This window comes from Undibacterium sp. FT79W (assembly GCF_014284215.1).
GTDB lineage: Bacteria > Pseudomonadota > Gammaproteobacteria > Burkholderiales > Burkholderiaceae_D > Undibacterium > Undibacterium aquatile.
The window spans coordinates 200,577-218,879 of sequence record NZ_JACOGB010000004.1 but is presented as its reverse complement, the minus strand read 5'-3'; the positions used below and the strand labels follow the sequence as shown (position 1 = coordinate 218,879).

13 protein-coding genes are annotated in these 18,303 nt (G+C 51.7%); 11 read left to right on the top strand and 2 right to left on the bottom strand.

Going from position 1 to position 18,303, the window contains the following annotated elements:
• Positions 1–104 precede the first annotated feature (104 nt).
• Positions 105–3,686, bottom strand: coding sequence for an indolepyruvate ferredoxin oxidoreductase family protein (locus H8K38_RS08585; protein WP_186884404.1), 3,582 nt, complete (start codon positions 3,684–3,686; stop codon positions 105–107).
• A gap of 342 nt (positions 3,687–4,028) precedes the next feature.
• On the opposite strand from H8K38_RS08585, the gene H8K38_RS08580 reads away from it, so the two are divergent.
• From H8K38_RS08580 to H8K38_RS08550, 7 genes are all read left to right on the top strand, one after another.
• Positions 4,029–6,365, top strand: coding sequence for a methyl-accepting chemotaxis protein (locus H8K38_RS08580; RefSeq protein ID WP_186884403.1), 2,337 nt, complete (start codon positions 4,029–4,031; stop codon positions 6,363–6,365).
• 50 nt (positions 6,366–6,415) lie between these two features.
• Positions 6,416–7,267, top strand: coding sequence for a diaminopimelate epimerase (gene dapF, locus H8K38_RS08575; RefSeq protein WP_186884402.1), 852 nt, complete (start codon positions 6,416–6,418; stop codon positions 7,265–7,267).
• Between the two features lie 8 nt (positions 7,268–7,275).
• On the top strand, positions 7,276–7,935 hold the full coding sequence (locus H8K38_RS08570; RefSeq protein WP_370527173.1) for a DUF484 family protein: 660 nt from the start codon (positions 7,276–7,278) through the stop codon (positions 7,933–7,935).
• 26 nt (positions 7,936–7,961) lie between these two features.
• Positions 7,962–8,912, top strand: a complete 951-nt coding sequence (gene xerC, locus H8K38_RS08565) for a tyrosine recombinase XerC (RefSeq protein WP_186884401.1) — start codon at positions 7,962–7,964, stop codon at positions 8,910–8,912.
• A gap of 282 nt (positions 8,913–9,194) precedes the next feature.
• Positions 9,195–10,643, top strand: coding sequence for an alkaline phosphatase (locus H8K38_RS08560; protein WP_186884400.1), 1,449 nt, complete (start codon positions 9,195–9,197; stop codon positions 10,641–10,643).
• 33 nt (positions 10,644–10,676) lie between these two features.
• Entirely contained in the window at positions 10,677–12,083 is a 1,407-nt protein-coding gene (locus H8K38_RS08555; protein WP_186884399.1) for an alkaline phosphatase, read from the top strand.
• 126 nt (positions 12,084–12,209) lie between these two features.
• The gene (locus H8K38_RS08550) at positions 12,210–12,962 is read left to right on the top strand and encodes a hypothetical protein (RefSeq protein WP_186884398.1); all 753 of its coding nucleotides are present in this window, start codon (positions 12,210–12,212) and stop codon (positions 12,960–12,962) included.
• A gap of 245 nt (positions 12,963–13,207) precedes the next feature.
• On the opposite strand, the gene H8K38_RS08545 is transcribed toward H8K38_RS08550, so the two are convergent.
• Positions 13,208–15,175, bottom strand: a complete 1,968-nt coding sequence (locus H8K38_RS08545) for a PhoX family phosphatase (protein WP_186884397.1) — start codon at positions 15,173–15,175, stop codon at positions 13,208–13,210.
• A 283-nt stretch (positions 15,176–15,458) separates the two neighbouring features.
• Here H8K38_RS08545 and H8K38_RS08540 point away from each other — a divergent pair, with 283 nt between their 5' ends.
• From H8K38_RS08540 to H8K38_RS08525, 4 genes are all read left to right on the top strand, one after another.
• Entirely contained in the window at positions 15,459–15,950 is a 492-nt protein-coding gene (locus H8K38_RS08540; protein ID WP_186884396.1) for a Fur family transcriptional regulator, read from the top strand.
• A gap of 17 nt (positions 15,951–15,967) precedes the next feature.
• A complete protein-coding gene (locus H8K38_RS08535; RefSeq protein WP_186884395.1) occupies positions 15,968–17,041 on the top strand; it encodes a GTP-binding protein in 1,074 nt (357 codons plus the stop codon).
• A 207-nt stretch (positions 17,042–17,248) separates the two neighbouring features.
• Positions 17,249–17,653 carry an RNA polymerase-binding protein DksA gene (gene dksA / locus H8K38_RS08530; protein WP_186884601.1) on the top strand — a complete coding sequence of 135 codons (405 nt, stop codon included), beginning with the start codon at positions 17,249–17,251 and terminating at the stop codon, positions 17,651–17,653.
• 223 nt (positions 17,654–17,876) lie between these two features.
• Positions 17,877–18,251: a hypothetical protein gene (locus tag H8K38_RS08525; RefSeq protein ID WP_186884394.1), complete on the top strand. Its 375-nt coding sequence runs from the start codon at positions 17,877–17,879 to the stop codon at positions 18,249–18,251.
• The last annotated feature ends 52 nt before the right edge of the window (positions 18,252–18,303 follow it).

The window sequence follows — 18,303 nt, the reverse complement described above, 5'->3', positions numbered from 1 at the left end:
TGTCGGGTGCATTGTAAAGCAGAGCGCTGGCTACCTGCACTTTTTCCGGATCAGGAAATAAAAAATGGCCGACTTGCGTCGACCATTCTTTTAAGTAGTCAGAACTACGCTGCTTTTTGCGGCGTCGCGACCGTATTAAATTCCGCCAGCAATGTCGCTTGTTTATTTTTAGCGGCAAGCAAATGACGTTCTTTGACATGACCGTAACCGCGAATATCTTCGGGCACACTGGCAACTGCAACCGCACTGGCGAGATTACCTGCATTCAGCAACGGCAACAGTTGCAGTATCGTCTGTTTGTATTCAATCACCAGCGCACGTTCGGTTCTGCGTTCTGCTGTATATCCAAATACATCGAACATACTGCCACGCAAAGATTTCATCTTCGCCAGCACACTAAATACTTTCATCATCCACGGCCCATAATGTTGCTTGATCAGGTGTCCCTGCGCATCGTGTTTGGCAAACAACGGCGGTGCGAGGTGGAAGTGAACCGCGTAATCTCCCTCAAACATATCAGCAATTTTTTTCTGGAACTTGCCATCGGTGTACAGACGTGCGACCTCGTACTCATCTTTGTACGCCATCAGTTTGAACAGATATTTTGCCACTGCCTCGGTCAGACGTAATGGCTTACCATCGGCAATCGCAGCCTCCGCCGCTTTGACTTTATTAACGAAGTCACTGTATTGCAAAACATAAGCAGCGTCCTGATAATCCGTCAGGAAAGCAATCCGTTTGGTGATGATGTCATCCAGTGTCGGTGCGCGTTTCAGCTCAATCACCTGTGCCGGAGCCACCAGCTTTTTCACCGCCGCCAGATCATGCGCTGCGATACGTCCCCAGTTAAATGCCTGCTTATTGAAGTCGATCGCGACGCCATTGAGTTCAATTGCGCGCATCAACCCAGCTTCACTCAGAGGCACGCAGCCTTTTTGCCATGCAAAACCCAGCATGAACATATTCGAAGCAATGTTGTCACCCATCAGTGCCGTTGCCATGCGGGTGGCGTCAACCATATCGACGCGGTCTTCACCGCAGGAATGACGGATTTCGGCTTCCGCGCTCTCGCCCGGGAAAGTCCAGTCAGGATTTTTGATAAATGTCGAGGTTGGTGAAATGGATGAGTTGACCACCGCACGGGTACGCCCTTCGCCCATACGCGACAGCGCATCACGGCTGGCGGTCACGACTTCGTCGCAACCGATCACCAGATCCGCCATGCCAGTACCAACACGGGTGGAATGCAAATCGGCAGCATTGTCCGCAAGACGCACATGCGACATGACCGCGCCGCCTTTTTGCGCCAGACCGGTGATATCGAGTACGGAACACGCCTTGCCTTCGAGATGCGCTGCCATCGCCATGATCTGACCAATCGTGATCACGCCAGTGCCGCCGATACCGGTCACCAGTACGTTCAGTGGTTCTTTCGTTGCAGGTAAAGCCGGTGCAGGCAAGCTGGCAACATCGAGCGCAGTCCCTTGTTCTACTTTGGCCTTCGCTGGCTTTTTCAGCTTGCCGCCTTCGACGGTGACGAAACTTGGACAGAAGCCGTTCACACAAGAATAATCCTTGTTGCATGACGATTGATTGATCTGACGCTTGCGCCCAAACTCGGTTTCCAGCGGTTCGACCGACAGGCAGTTTGATTGCACCGAACAATCGCCGCAACCTTCACAGACAGCTTCATTGATCACAGCGCGTTTGGCTGGGTCAGGGAAACCAGGCTTGCCATCCTTGTCAAATTTTTTCCGGCGGCGACGCTTCTCAGACGCACAGGTCTGATCGTAAATCATCGCAGACACGCCTTCGATTTCGCGCAGCTCGCGCTGTACCGCATCGAGTTCGCTACGATGGCGCACGGTCACGCCGGGAGCCCAGTTGTAATTGGCCGGATATTTTTCCGGTTCATCGGTCACGACGATAATCGGTGTGACACCTTCTGCCGCAATCTGGCGTGAAATCATGCCGGGGTCCAGCGGGCCGTCAAATTCCTGACCACCCGTCATCGCAACGGCGTCGTTAAATAAAATTTTGTAGGTGATATTCACATGCCCGGCAACCGCCGCGCGTATCGCCAGCAAACCAGAATGGAAATAGGTACCATCACCCAGATTACTGAATACATGCTTTTCATTCGTGAACGGTGCCTGACCTACCCAGGTCACACCTTCACCGCCCATGTGACTGAAGATCGTCGATTCGCGATTCATCCACGTCACCATGTAATGACAACCGATACCCGCTAATGCACGGCTGCCTTCTGGCAACTTGGTCGAGGTATTGTGTGGGCAACCTGAACAGAAATGCGGGACGCGATCTTTGTTTGGATCAGGTTTTGCAGCAACGTTCAGCATTGCCTCTTTGGCTTCCAGATAAGCGACACGCTGTTTGACGCGTTGCTCGACCGGATGGCCGGAAAAATACTTGGTGATACGGGATGCAATCGCGCGGGCGATCTGCGCCGGGCTGAGTTCATACGTCGCAGGCAGTAGCCAGTCGCCATGACCGGTATGATCGAGATCGCTCCATTCACCGGTATCGTCAAACTTGCCGACCACGCGTGGACGCACATCATCCTGCCAGTTATACAGTTCTTCTTTGAGCGCGTATTCGAGAATCTGACGCTTCTCTTCGACCACCAGAATTTCATCCAGACCTTTGGCAAATTCGCGCACACCTTGCGATTCCAGCGGCCAGGTCATGCCGATTTTATACAGACGGATGCCGATGTCGGCCGCCGCCTGCTCATCGATGCCCAGATCCGCCAGCGCCTGGCGGGTGTCGAGATACGATTTACCTGCGGTGATAATGCCGACTCGGGCACGCGGACTATCCCAGATGATCTGATTCAGTTTATTGGCGCGGGCATAGGCTAATGCGCCGTACCATTTGTAATTGATCATGCGCGACTCTTGCGCGAGCACAGGATCGGGCGTGCGTATGCTGATGCCATCAGCAGGCATCTGGAAATCGCCGGGAATAATTGGCTTGATCCGTTCAGGATCAATATCGACGGAAGCGCCGGATTCCACTACTTCGGTCACACATTTCATCGAGACCCAGAGGCCGGTGTAGCGCGAAAGGGCAATACCATGTAAGCCATAATCCAGATATTCTTGTACCGACGATGGATATAACACCGGAATGCCACATGCTTTCAGAATATGTTCAGACTGATGTGCCGCGGTAGACGATTTTGCAGCATGGTCATCACCGGCAATGACCAGTACACCACCATGTTTCGATGTTCCCGCCAGATTCGCATGTTTAAACACGTCACCGCAGCGATCAACACCCGGACCTTTGCCGTACCACATCGCAAACACGCCATCGTATTTCGCCCCCGGGAATAAATTCACCTGCTGCGTACCCCATACCGAGGTTGCCGCCAGATCTTCATTCACACCAGGATGGAATTTGACGTGCGCTTTTTCCAGATATTTCTTCGCTTTACTGGCGGTCAGATCGACGTTGCCCAAAGGCGAACCGCGATAGCCGGTAATAAAGCCAGCCGTATTGAGTCCGGCTTTTTCATCCGCCTGCCGTTGCAACATCATCAGGCGCAATAAGGCCTGGGTGCCGGTCATGAAAGCGCGTCCGCGCTCCAGCGTGAATTTATCGTCGAGGGAAATAGAATTATCGATCAGCGCCTGCTGCTCGGGTCTGAGAGGTGCATTCATGGGGTCTCCGTGCTTTTTTTGTATGGCATTGGTATTTGCCACTAATCAGAATCACCTTGTGAGTGAATCATATACTTTTTAATTCTGGTCGCACATTAGCATGCAGCATGGTACGTCCCCATGCACAGTCACGCACAAAAATACCAGTACAGTACGACTGACAGTGAGATAAAGTGTACTGGTTCCTGAGAGAAACAATATAGCCTGTTTTTTAAGCTATCATCTATACAGCTGTATCGTGCTGTAATCGGGCTGTTATTGTTGTTTTTCCATTGAAGACAATGTTCTGCCGGTTCTTTTCTGGGAAAATGCAAGAGCGCTTTTAATCCAACGAAAAAAACTATGCCTGCCTCAAGAGACAAATTGCTGTCCACGCTCATGCGGCCAAGTGCCGCCATGATGAGCAAGCTCAGCTTGCGCACCAAACTGCTGTCGATGTTTATCGTCTTGATGCTGCCGACGCTGCTGCTGGTCATGTACATGTTGTCGAAAATGCAGGCGGATGTTGAAGTCGCGCAAAATGAGCTGGGTGGCATACAGATCAACCGTCAGGTTATGGATGTGATGATCCAGACCCAAAAACATCGCGGCCAGGTCAATCTGAAATTATCTGGCGGGAATATTGATGCCGATCTGGCGACAACCAGAAAAGCCTTGTCGGATAGCCTGTCACGACTGAGTCAGGAAATCGTCACCAACCCCGAATTCAAGCTCGCCGATAACTGGAAACCGCTGGAAACCGAATTACGCCAGTTGGCAGCCGGGCAGATCGCAGAAACGTCCGCCGCCAGCCTCGCTCAGCACACCAGTCTGATTGCCAAAATTCAGGATTTCTCTTTGTATGCGAGTGAACGTAGTGGCTTATTTTTTGACCCCGAAGCTGCCACTTATTTCCTGATGGATGCCGCCATCATCAAGATTCCCACATGGATAGAACAAGTGGCTCTGCTGCGGGGCCTGGGTGCCGGTTATATCAAATCAGGTACGATCGATTTTTCCGGTAAAGCGGCCATAGTCTCGCGCCTGAGTGCTTTACAGACCGCAATCAAAGCGGTCAACGATCTGGAACAACAACTGAAACGGGCTGGCGAAACCGTCCCGACTGAGCAGCAGGCAAGCATCAAAGCGAGTGAGGAATTCGCCGTACTGGCAAGGCAAAATTTGCTGGGAGAGAACGTCAGCGGTGACGCCAGCAGCTATTTCGAACAAGGGACGCAGGCCATCGAAAAATCCGTCAGACTGCAACAGCAATTGCATCAGCGACTGACTGACCTGCTCAGCGAACGCGTGGCAAAACAAAGCTTCCGCAGAAATCTGATCTTTACCGTTCTGGTGTTTTTATTTTTGACGGTATCTTACCTGTTAGTGGGATTTTATCGCGGCTTTATGCAAGCGCTGCACGCCGTGCGTGAATCCGCGTTGTCGGTGTCTTCCGGTGACCTGACCAAGCAAATACATATCGACGGCACAGATGAACTGGCGGAAACCGGCAATACCCTTGAAACTATGAATCTGAGCCTGTCGGGTCTGGTAGCAAATGTACGCACGAATGCGAGCAAGGTGTCACAGCTTGGACAGAATCTGGCCAGCGATATCGGTGATCTGGCAGTCAGAACCGAACAGCAAGCGTCCAGCCTAGAAGAAACAACGGCGAGTGTCGAAGACCTGTCGGTAACAGTAAAAAAAAATGCTGAAAGCGCCCGCGAAGTAGATCATCTGGCCTCGAATCTGAGTCAGATTGCAGCTTCCAGCGGTGACGCGATGCACGCCGCAGTAACGTCTATGCAGGGCATACAACAAAGTGCGCTGAAGATGCATGAAATCATCAGCATGATCGATGGCATCGCTTTTCAAACCAATATACTCGCGCTGAATGCAGCGGTTGAAGCAGCGCGCGCCGGTGAACAAGGGCGCGGCTTTGCCGTGGTGGCAACCGAAGTCCGCAGTCTGGCGCAGCGCAGTGCTGACGCGGCAAAACAAATCCGTGATCTGATCGATCAATCGGTACATCAGGTCAAACATGGCGTCGGTCAGATCAACGACGTCAACACCACACTCAATAACATCGTCTCTGGCATACGCGATCTGGCGGGCAATATTAACGAAATATCCAGCGCGTCAGAGGAGCAAAGCAATGGTCTGGCGCAAATTTCTGAAGCGCTGAAGCATCTCGATGAAATCACACAAAGTAACGGCGGTATGGCAGAACAAGCGCGCAGCACCGCGATTCATCTCGAACAGCGTGCCGCCTATCTGACCAAAGCCGTCGCCAGCTTCCACCTCAGACAGGGTACGGCTGACGAAGCCTATCTGATGGTCAAGAAAGCGATCGAACTGTTCCAACGTAAAGGCAGGGCTGCATTAGCAGAAATCACCGGCGATAAAGACCACTATTTCAGCCACAAAGACATGTATGTGTTTGCCTTCAACCGGGATGGCCAGTATCTGGCATTCGGCGGTAATGCAGAAAAACTGAAACTGAATCTGTTCCAACTGACGGGCCTCGATGGCCGCAAACTGGTGGCCGATGCGTTCAGCCTGCCGGCATCGGGTGGCTGGGTCGATTACACCATCCTGAATCCTGTCTCGAATAAAGTCGAAGGTAAAACTTCGTATATCGAAGCGGTGACGAGTGACATTGTTTTGGGTTGCGGCGTATATAAAGCCGACGGCAGCTAAATCACAGCATCGGGCGCATCATCGCGCTTATCCCGCGATATAATGCATCCATGAAACTCAAATTCACCAAAATGCATGGCGCCGGCAATGATTTTGTCGTGATCGATGCGATTAATCAGCAGATACAATTCACCCGCGAACAGTGGCAGCATATCGCTGACCGCCGCTTTGGCATCGGTGCAGATCAGATTCTGGTCGTCGAAAAATCCGACACGCCGGATGTTGATTTCCGCTACCGCATTTATAACGCCGACGGCGGCGAAGTCGAGCAATGCGGTAATGGCTCACGCGCTTTCGTGCGCTTCGTCATTGAGAAAAAACTCACCGACAAATCGACCATCCGTGTTGAAACCATGTCCGGCATCATCGCTCCGCGCATGGAAAGTGACGGCAGCATCACCGTCGATATGGGCGCACCGATACTGGAACCGGCAAAAGTTCCTTTCGACAATTCTGGACTGACTGCGATTCCTGCGGCCGATGATGTGTTGTGGCCACTCGATGTGAATGGCAAAACCGTCTCTGTTTCTGTGGTCTCGATGGGCAATCCCCACGCGGTACAGGTGGTTGATAATGCGGAGACTTTTCCGGTCGCGGCCGATGGCCCTGTGATCGAACATCATCCGCGTTTCCCCAAGCGCGTGAATGCTGGTTTTATGCAAATTAACGATCGTCATCATATCCGCTTGCGCGTGTATGAACGCGGTGCGGGCGAGACGCTGGCCTGTGGTACCGGTGCCTGCGCGGCGGTTGTCGCAGGTATACGGCGCGGCTTGCTCGACAGCCCGGTTCGCGTCACCACCCATGGCGGCGAACTCTCTATCGCGTGGCAAGGCGAAGGCAGCTCTGTTATGCTCAGCGGCCCGGCAGTCACGGTCTTCGAAGGCGAAATTAATCTCTGATCAATGTAATGAATTCAACTGACATCGCAACCTACCTGATCCAGAATCCGGATTTTTTTGAAGAGCACGCAGAATTACTGAGTGCCGTCAAACTGACGAGCCCGGTTATGGGTCGTACCATTTCTCTGCAAGAACGACAAATGGAAGTCGTGCGTGAAAAGTATCGCGCACTGGAACTCAGATTGTCCGAATTAATGCGGATCGCGGAAGAAAATCACGACATCAGCAAAAAATTTCAGGCGTGGACGCGTGCCCTGCTGCTGGCGCGCAATGATGTCGATCTGCCGTTTGTTCTGACCCAGGGTTTACAGGATATTTTCCAGCTGCCGCACGCCACCTTGCGCCTGTGGAATGTCGCCCCTGAGTTTTCTCACACCTGGTTTGCTGCGCCCGCCAGCGAAGATGCCATTCTGTTTGCGAAAGGCCTGACAACGCCGTTTTGCGGTCCGAATCAGGATTTCGAGGCAGCCAGCTGGATAGAAGCCAGCGCACCGGTACAATCCATCGCCATGCTGCCGCTGCGTCTGTCGCCAACATCACCAGCCTTCGGTTTGCTGGTACTGGGTTCGCCCGATCCGGCGCGTTACACAAAAAACATGGCCACCGATTTTCTGGTCAACATCGCCGATACCAGCAGCGCGGCATTGACCTGCCTGATCGATATTTAATTCACTGACGCCAGACCGGAGTCGCCATGGCAACGCCAGCTCAAGAACCGGAAACGACTGCCGCTGGCGACAATTTTCTGCATGAGTATCTGGAAGTCTTACGCAGTCAGCGCCAGTTGTCGCCGCACACGCTCAGTAGTTACGAGCTCGATCTGCGGGAATTGCAGCAATTCGCTGGCTCACAGGCAATCGCCGAACTGAACGCTGCACAAATCCGCCGCTTTACCTCACAACTCCATGCCCAAGGTCTGAACGCCCGCAGCATCGCTCGCAAATTGTCGAGCTGGCGCGGCTTTTACCGTTGGCTGATGGAGCAGCATGACCTGAGCAGCAACCCGGTCGAAGGCATACGCGCCCCCAAAAAAAGTAAGCCTTTGCCCAAAGCACTTGGCGCCGACGATGCCGTGCGTCTGGTGTCGCATCGCGGTGGCGATGAGGCAACACCGCGCGCAAATCGCGCCATGTTTGAACTCTTGTATTCGAGTGGTTTGCGCGTTTCCGAACTGGTCGGCCTGGATGTCGCTGCCGTACAAGAGCCTGGCTATGCATCGGCAGGCTGGATCGATCTGGATCAAGGCGAAGTCCACGTCACCGGTAAAGGCAACAAGCCACGCATCGTGCCAGTCGGCGCGCCAGCGCTGGAAGCCGTACGCGACTGGCTGGCCATCCGCGGCAGTCTGCTCAAAGCCGATCCGCATCCGCTGTTTCTGAGTGAGCGCGGCACGCGGATTTCGGCACGTCTTGTGCAATTGCGCATCAAAGCCCATGCACAAAGTCTGGACATACCAGCCAACGTCCATCCGCACATGCTGCGTCATTCCTTTGCATCGCATGTATTGCAATCGTCCGGCGATTTACGCGCGGTACAGGAAATGCTGGGACACAGCTCGATTGCCGCGACGCAGGTGTATACCTCGCTCGACTTTCAGCATCTGGCAAAAGTCTATGATCAGGCGCATCCGCGCGCAAAAAAATAGCATACTCCCCCTCGTTTTCATGATTTCACCCTTGATGTCCTTATAAAATAAGGGCGTCAAAATATACTCCCCCCAGTATATTTAACGCTTATTTCATCAAAAAGGAATGATTGCTGGCGCCTGCACTGCTCAGCAGCACGCATACAGCTTCCTCATCTTTTCAGCAAAATCGGGAAAACGACGCTGAATACAACAGTCCGTATCATCCTCAGCCTGGGTCACTGACAGGTAATAATGCCTTGTTACATTGGGATACTTTTAACCCCCTCTGGACGAACGAAAATGAAATTCAAGCCTCTTTACGTCGCTGTTCTCGGCGCCGCACTTACTCTCTCGGTCACAGGTTGCGGCACCAGCTCAAACGATCCGGCACCAGTCGCTGAAGCGCCGAAAAACGTGATCTTTTTCCTGGGTGACGGCATGGGCATGACGACCATGACAGCAGCGCGTATTTACTCTGTCGGTGAAGATGGCGAACTGACCATGGATACCTTGCCAGAAACCGCGTTCGTTAAAACCTTCTCTAACGATGCACAGGTCACGGACAGCGCACCGTCGATGTCGGCGTACATGACTGGCGTCAAGATGAATAATGAAGTGATTTCCATGTCACCGGACACCGTCGCAGTTGATCCGGTAGCTGATGCGAACGGCAACAAACTGGGAAATAATTGCGGCACCAAAAATGGCACCAGCGCCACGACATTACTGGAACTGGCCAAAGCCAAAGGTTTGTCCGCTGGCGTTGTCACGACAACCCGCGTTACACATGCGACACCTGCCGCAACCTACTCACATATCTGCCATCGCGATCTGGAAAATGATATTGCTGCAGCAGCCGTTCCGGGCGGTGCTGGCTACAACACAGCGCTGGGCACAACAGGTCTGGACGTATTGATGGGCGGCGGTCTGCAATTTTTCACCCCATCTAAAAATGGTGGCAAACGTGCTGATGGCCGCGATTTAGTCGCTGAAATGAAAGCGAAAAACTACGCTTACGCCAGCAACGCGACCGAATTCAATGCGATAGACGGCACCAAAACAGATCGCCTGCTCGGCCTGTTTACTTCCAGCCATATGAGCTACGACCTTGATCGTGATCCGGCCAAAGAACCAAGCCTGGCGGACATGACCACCAAAGCGATGGACGTGTTAGCGAAAAATTCCAAAGGCTATTTCCTGATGGTGGAAGGCGGACGGATTGACCACGCTCTGCATGAAACAACCGCCAAGAAAGCATTACAAGACACAGTGGCTTTCGACAATGCAATCAAAGCTGCGATTGCCAAAGCAAAGATCAGCGATCCTGAGCTGAAAAACACGCTCATCGTCGTTACTGCTGATCATGACCATACGCTGGTACTGAACGGCTACGCCAAACGTACCGGTAAAACAGCCAGCGGCAATCCGGGTGTACTCGGCGTGGTGAAAAACTATGTCACCGGCGCAGTCGAAAAAGATCTGGATGGTGCACCGTACTCCATCATCGGTTTCGGCAATGGTGAAAATCGCACACAAGGCAGCCGCAGCAGCATGATCAGTCTCGATGAAACCACAACTAGCGCCAATACCTACCATCAGGAAGCGGTGGTACGCGTGGCAGCCGGCAGCGAAACACATGGCGGTACTGACGTATTCCTCGGTGCGATTGGCAAAGGCGCCGATACTTTCCTCGGTACGATCGATAACACCAAAGTCTTCGGTCTGGTGAAATCGGCCTCTGGCTTGTGATTATTCAACATTGTTGAGAACGGATAACTGATTATGAAACGCACACTTTTAGCCGCCACACTGGCGATGACTTTTGCCAATGCTGCAAACGCTGCAGGCGAAGCAAAAAATATTATTTTCTTTTTGGGCGACGGCATGGGCCCATCAACCATCACGGCATCCCGCATTTTTAAATACGGTGAAGATGGCAGCCTGAATATGGACAAGCTGGAACGCACGGCTCGTATCAAGACTTATTCTAACGATGCGCAGACGACCGACAGCGCACCATCGATGGCAGCCTACATGACAGGCGTGAAGATGAACAACGAAGTCATCTCCATGTCTGCCGACACCGTTGCGACGAATCCTGGCAAAGATGCGAATGGCAATCTGGGTATCAACAATTGCGCCGCGACAGGTAACGGCACTTCGGTACCCACCATACTGGAACTGGCAAAAGCCAAAGGCAAAGCAGTTGGTTCCATCACCACGACTGAGCTGACCCATGCAACACCAGCCGCAACTTACTCGCATATCTGCAACCGCAATGCGCAATACGCGATTGCGGCGCAGGCAGTGCCAGGTGGCGCAGGCTACAACAGCGCCTTGCTGGATGGTGTGGATGTGCTGATGGGTGGCGGCCGCAACCACTTCCTGCCTTACGACGCAAACACCAGCGTTGGAAAACTCGGTCGTGCCGATGGCCGCAATCTGCTGAATGAATTCGCAGCCAAAGGCTACACCGTTGCGGCGACTAAAGCAGACATGCTGGCAGCGCCGACGAATAAAAAATTCATCGGTTTGTACAGCAGTAAAAGTCATCTGGAATATGAACTCGACCGCACTGCGACACCACCGGTTGGCGAAGGCGCGAACCAGCCTAGCCTGGCCGAGATGACGACCAAAGCCATGGATATTCTGTCGCAAAATTCGAACGGCTATTTCCTGATGGTTGAAGGCGGCCGCATTGACCATGCATTGCACGGCACCAACGCGAAACGTGCACTGACAGACACCATCGCATTTGATGATGCTGTGAAGGCAGCATTGGACAAGGCAAAACTGACTGATCCGACGCTGGCCAATACATTGATCGTAGTCACCGCAGATCATGACCACACGCTGGCATTCAATGGCTACGGCAAACGCGGCAATCCGATTCTGGACATTAACCGCGATTACAAAACTGGTCAGCCGACAAAAGATGCCGATGGTAATACCTACACCACACTGGTGTTCGGTAACGGTCCTAACCGTCCTAACCTGCGTACGAATCTGGACAGTGCAACCGTATTGGCCGATAACTACTTGCAAGAAACCGGCGTTCGTCTGGCTAGTGAAACGCATGGTGGTGGTGATGTGAAATTGTTTGCCACTGGTGCAGGCGCAAAATCGTTTAAAGGCACACTGGACAACACTAAAGTATTCACACTGCTGAAATCAGCTTACGGTTTCTGATTCCTCCATCGCTGAATGCATACAAAAACCAGAGGGTGTTGCCCTCTGGTTTTTTTCATCTTTACAGCTATCAGCGCATATCGTCTGATATCGCAATATTCACGAGTACGAAAGTCTTATTTAAAAATGAAATTCAAGCACCTTATCGCCGCACTGAGCCTGACCCTGCCCCTTACCGTCAGCCATTTTGCGATGGCAGCGCCAGCGACGCCTGAGTCAGCGGCGCCGGATCTGGATATCCGGATACAAAATTACAGTCGTGTGTTAACACCAGAAGGTGTGACACGCGAAGCACGTTACGAAGAAACCTTGTTACGCCGCGCCAAACACGTCTGGATCGCCCGCGTTTTGCCAGCCGGTATGCATGACCACGCAGACGGTGATCATGCTGACGAGAAAACCAACAAGAAAAATAATGCTGGCAACGCGAAAGAAGCCAAGCACAAACACTTCAATCATGTGGTGCTTCCGCGCCATGTGTTCCAGGAAAATAATAAAACCCAGATCGAATTCGTGAACACGAAAGATAAAGAAATTATCGCTATTCCTGTTTCCGAATACGACAATGTGAACTTCGATGGCTCGTGGGAAAACGCGTTTTATCTGCTTGATCCTAAGCTCGTCAAAGCCATGCCGCTATCAAAGAAGGCATCGACCGTCAGCGGCGCACAATGGCGTGAACGCGAAATGAATGGCAATTTCCAGAGAGTATTGTGGGATGAGCAAAAACAAATTCCGCTGATCATCGAAAGCGGTGATAAAGCCGGTACTTTCTTCCGCCGCGTTGACGTCAAACTGCAAGCTCCGCTCAGCACTAAGCTGCCATGGCAAAATTTAAAAGGCTATGCGCAAAAAGAATATGCGGATTTTCTTGATTGATTTGTCTGCAGATCAACCGCGCTGCAACGAGCGCTCGTTTTTAGATGAGCGCTCAAACACAGAGAGCAGATACTCCCCGTTATTGAGCCATGAATACCGCTGATGTCCTTATAGAATAAGGGCATCCCGATATACTCCCCCCAGTATATTCAGACGTAAAAAAGGGCAGAATCATCTGCCCTTTTTCATTCAAACCTGCGTCGCACTTCCGGTCAGATCTGCGCCGGAAGTGCATTCATCAGAAATTATTTCGCCAGTTTGACACTGCTGACGTCGGCAGTCAGATAGCCAACCGCAGAAGCGAAACGATCTTTGTAGTTCGCCCGCACCAACGGATCGAGTGTAGGCTTAACGATATTGTGGATACTGCCCCAATCGCCAGCGTGCTGGAAATTGCTGGTGATGTAGGTCCAGCCATTCAGATTATCCACCACCGACAAACCAGTTGCCTCGGCACCGGCAGGCATGGATGCAACGCGGGTCAGCTTTTTGGTGTCGACGTTGTAAGCCCACAGGAAGTTGTTGACGTGATAGCTGCTGTCTTCGCCGATAAACAAGGTGCGCAGTTTTTCGGAGAATTTCAGATTATCCGGCGCGCCGATTTTTTCCGGATTCGCAGTATTGCCCAAAGCATCCGCCGCAATATCTTCACCGATCAGCAATGTTTTAGTGACAGTCGGTACCCATTCACTGTTGATGGCCGCACCAGAAGTATCTTTCTGACCGCCCGCCAGCGTATGCGCCAGAATACCGCCTGCGTTCAAGGCTTTTTCTAAGGTCACGCCGAATGCTTCGTTCCAGGCCGCATTACCGCGCACCATGGAACTTTGCATGTTTTGCAAAGCAGAATAAGCAATCTTGTCTTTGGCATTGACGGTCGTGCCTTCAAGCTTCGTCAAGGCCATACTGCCGCCCATCAACGCCGCATAACGATGGGTTTCGAGGAACGCCGCTGCTTTTTCCATACCAGCTTTGACGCGTACCCACTGGATTTTTCCACTGATATAAATCTTGGTGTAAGTCGCATCTTTTGGATCGGTATTGGCCACATCCATGATGTCAGTTGGTTTCAGCTTGTTTGCCAGTGCTTCGATTTCTGCACTGGTCGCGGAGCCGAGTTTAATCCAGCTCAGTGACGCACCGGCAGCTGCAGTATCGAGTGAGAAACCCGCACCGATTTTAGCCACATACAAAGAACCGGAAGACAGGTCTTTTTCTTTGTCTGCCACGAAAATAAACAAGCCGCCATTCGTTGCATCGTCACCCATCAATGCCGTGCGGTTATCCGGGAAAACCTGTATCAGTTCATGCGAAATACGACCCAGGCAATAGTGTTTTTTGATCGAGCCAGTGCCATCAGGATTGACTGTCACTTCTGGCAAATGACCATAGTGGTACGGATTTGCTTTCGTTGCGTCACCAAACAAATTGGTGCTGTATGCCGCGAACATCGCGTTCGACGAAATCGTGAACGCATCTGGTTCATACTCTTCGCTCGACAGATGTGTGTCCCACGGCGACAGGCTGGAACCGCAGGTAATCCACAAACCATTGGCTTTGGATGTATCGACGTTATGGTATTTCACCAGGCTCAATTTACCGGTTGTCTGATCCTGATCCAGTGTCAGGACAGCGATAGGTGAAGGCAATTTACCGTACATATCGGTTTTACCATCTTGCGCCCAGGTTGTGTATTCGAACTGCACCACCGCAAATACTGCTTTGCCTTTGATGCCTGTCACTGTCGGATTCGGCAACGATAACAGGGAAGTGCCATCCGGCGAATCTGAGAAATATTGACGTTCTTTGCCCGCAACGGTCGCGTCAATAATCGGCTTGTTATTGATGTCGTAGTAACCACCGGCCAACACTGTGCCGCCGTTACCGTTCGGTACCATGTCACCGGTCAGGAAAAATGGCTGATAAGCCAGTTTGTAGGTTTGTGTGGAGTTGTCGCTAAACGTCACGTTCAGGCTGGAAGCCACTGTCGTCGTTGCCATCGCGGCGGCATTCGTCAACGTTGGCGCAGCCATTGCAGTGAAATCTGCAGAAACAAAATTCGCCACAGGAGCAGCCGGAGCCGCAGCAACCGCCGAGCTGCCACCACAGGCAGACAGCAGCGATGCAGTGGACATTGCGCCGAGCGGCAGCAACGGTGCACCAGCGAGGAATTTTAATGCCTTACGGCGGCCTGATTGAGGTTGATCTGACATGAGTAGAATTCCAGAATAATTGACGTCAAAACGCGGGCATCAGCGATGCGCGGCGCACAAATTTAGTAAGAATCCGGGACGCAGAACGAGACGCATCAGCGGATTCACCGTGCGCAGTTTAAAAAGTAAATATGACAAGACGATGAATAGAAACACTGCTGTGTTCACACGACGTCTGCCTGGCGTTGTTTTGATCAGACGCACTTTTGCAACTGAATTGCATTTTCAGGCATAATGCCTGCTTACTCTTACTTATTCTTGCTTACTCTTTTCTGCATTCAATATGAAATCTGCGCATCACAGCCACACCGTCAGCGATCAGGCACAGGCCTCGGACTTGTTGCGGGCCAGTGGCGTCCGCGTTACCGATGCGAGGCTGGGCGTATTGTCTGTATTGCTGGATACCAAACGTGCGTTGTCGCATCTGGAAGTGCAGGATGCGCTGCCTGAGATGGACAGAGTCACCTTGTACCGTGCACTGGATTGCCTGACTGAAGCGGGATTGACGCATAAAATTCCGGGCGATGACCGGGTGTTCCGCTACAGCACCGGCAGTGAACAGTCAGGCGATTCGAAAAGCGGCGTGACGCAGCACCAGCATGGTCATTTCAAATGTACCCGCTGCGCCCGCGTGTTTTGTCTCGATGATGCAGAACAACCGGCGTCTTTACGCGAGCAATTGCAAGCGACCCTGCAGGCAACGCTGGGGCGCGGTTTTCAAAGTCATGACATCGAGCTGACCATCAAGGGCTGGTGTGCTGACTGTTCCAATTAACTTTTCCTTCTGACGCTATGGCACTGATTCCAACCACTATTCTTACCGGCTTTCTGGGCGCGGGAAAAACGACCCTGCTCAATCGCATCCTGCAGGAGAACCACGGCTATAAAATCGCCGTGATCGAAAATGAATTCGGCCAGGAAAATATCGACAATGAAATTCTGGTTCAGGACAGCAATGAACAAATTGTCGAAATGAACAATGGTTGTATCTGTTGCACTGTGCGCGGCGATCTGATCATCGCACTCAGTAAGCTGATACAACAAAAGAACGAAGGCAAGATTGATTTCGACCGCGTGATTATCGAAACCACAGGTCTGGCCAATCCCGGCCCGGTTGCGCAAACTTTCTTCGTTGATGAAGAAGTCGGCACCTACTACATGCTTGATGCAGTCGTCACCGTGGTTGATGCGCGTCACGGTATGCAACAACTCGATGAACATGAAGAAGCGCAGCGTCAGGTGGGCTTTGCCGACAAAATTTTGCTGTCCAAAACGGATCTGGTTGATGCCAAACAACTGGCGAGTCTGCGTTCACGTCTGATGCATATCAATCCACGTGCGCCGATCAGCACTGTCGATTTCGGCAAAATTGCCATCGCCGAAGTGCTGGATCTGAAAGGCTTCAATCTGAACGCAAAACTGGATCTCGATCCCGAATTTCTAAGTGAAGAAGAACATTCCCACGAACATCATGCTGAACATGCGCACGATGACGAACACTGTGATGAACATTGCACACATGAACACGGGCACGAACATGCGCATAATCATCATCACGCCCATCATTCTGACGATATCGCCGCATTTGTGTTTAAAAGCACACGCCCGTTCAACACCGGGCAGCTTGACGAATTTTTAGGTGGACTGGTCCAGGTGTTCGGCCCGCGCATGCTGCGTTATAAGGGCGTGCTGTACATGCAAGGTGCTGACCGTAAGGTGATCTTCCAGGGCGTGCATCAGATTATGGGAACTGATGTCGGCGCGAAATGGGGGGATAAAGAAACGAAAGAAAGCAAAATGGTGTTTATTGGCAAAAATCTACCAAAAGACATATTTATTCAAGGTCTGGAGCATTGTTTAGTATAAACTGTCGGGCTACTGATATCAGGCATTGTCTGTTGTGCAAGTGGCATGAGTAAAAATGCTGCTTTTCATATCAGTAAGGGGAGGATAAATTATCTGAAAACTTCATCGTTTCAGACTTTTTCTATGTGTTAACCCGTTGTATCGAAAGTAAGCGAAGTGGCAACTAAATCATCTAAATCGACTGCTACAGTCAGCGCCCCCGAAGCCCTGCTCACCGAGGAACAAATCCTCGCGATGGGAGAGAAGGACTATATGAACGCTGCACAACTGGCATTTTTCAAGGCCCGTTTGCAACAGCTTGAAAAGGATTTATTGAAGAATGCCGACGAAACTACCGAGCATCTTCGCGAAACCGTATTAGTTCCCGATCCGGCAGACCGTGCCACGATCGAAGAAGAACATGCGCTTGAGTTACGTACCCGTGACCGCGAACGCAAATTGCTGAAAAAAGTTCAGCAATCCATCGCCAGCATCGATGAAGGTGACTACGGCTGGTGCGAAGAAACAGGCGAGCCTATCGGCGTTCCACGCTTATTGGCACGTCCGACAGCAACGCTGTCACTCGAAGCTCAGCAACGACGCGAAATGAAACAAAAACTGTACGGTGATTAATTCCACTGTCACAAAAAAGCGTTAAAGTAAAAAGCGTGTGATCAGTTACACGCTTTTTTTACTCAAGGAACTGCAACAGTGTTGCACCAATAAGGAACTTTGTAGATATTCAGCTATCCAAGCCGCGTCTTGCACCAGCCAATCAAGGAAAGAATGTTGGCTTTTTGCAACACAATTTACAACGCAATACCTATAGCAATATCCGGTCAAGTTTTCGATACAAATGAGCTCATCTTATCCATTCAGACACAGACGCAGCAGCCACTGGCTGTTGTGTCTGATGCTGCCCGCTTTATTGCTGGCGCAATGGGTCAGTCTTTCTCATAAACTCGCACACGCGGGCTGGCCCGGTGGCAAAGCGCAAGTTACCACGCTCAGCAACAGTTACACGTTCTGGCAAGTCACTTCGGATTCCGACGAAAGAGCACTGCACTCCTGCGCGTTATTTGACGCGACCGTTGCTGCGGATTATCTTGATGCCAGAGTGCCGACACTTTCGGCCATCGATACAACAGACTTCATTAACACCTTTGCCGCCAATATCGTCTGGCTGGCCAGCATACAGCTCTCATTCTCTTCACGCGCCCCGCCTTTCTGAAGCATTGAAAATCTCAGCCGGAATTCAATTTCATCCGGCACTCAGCTCGTTT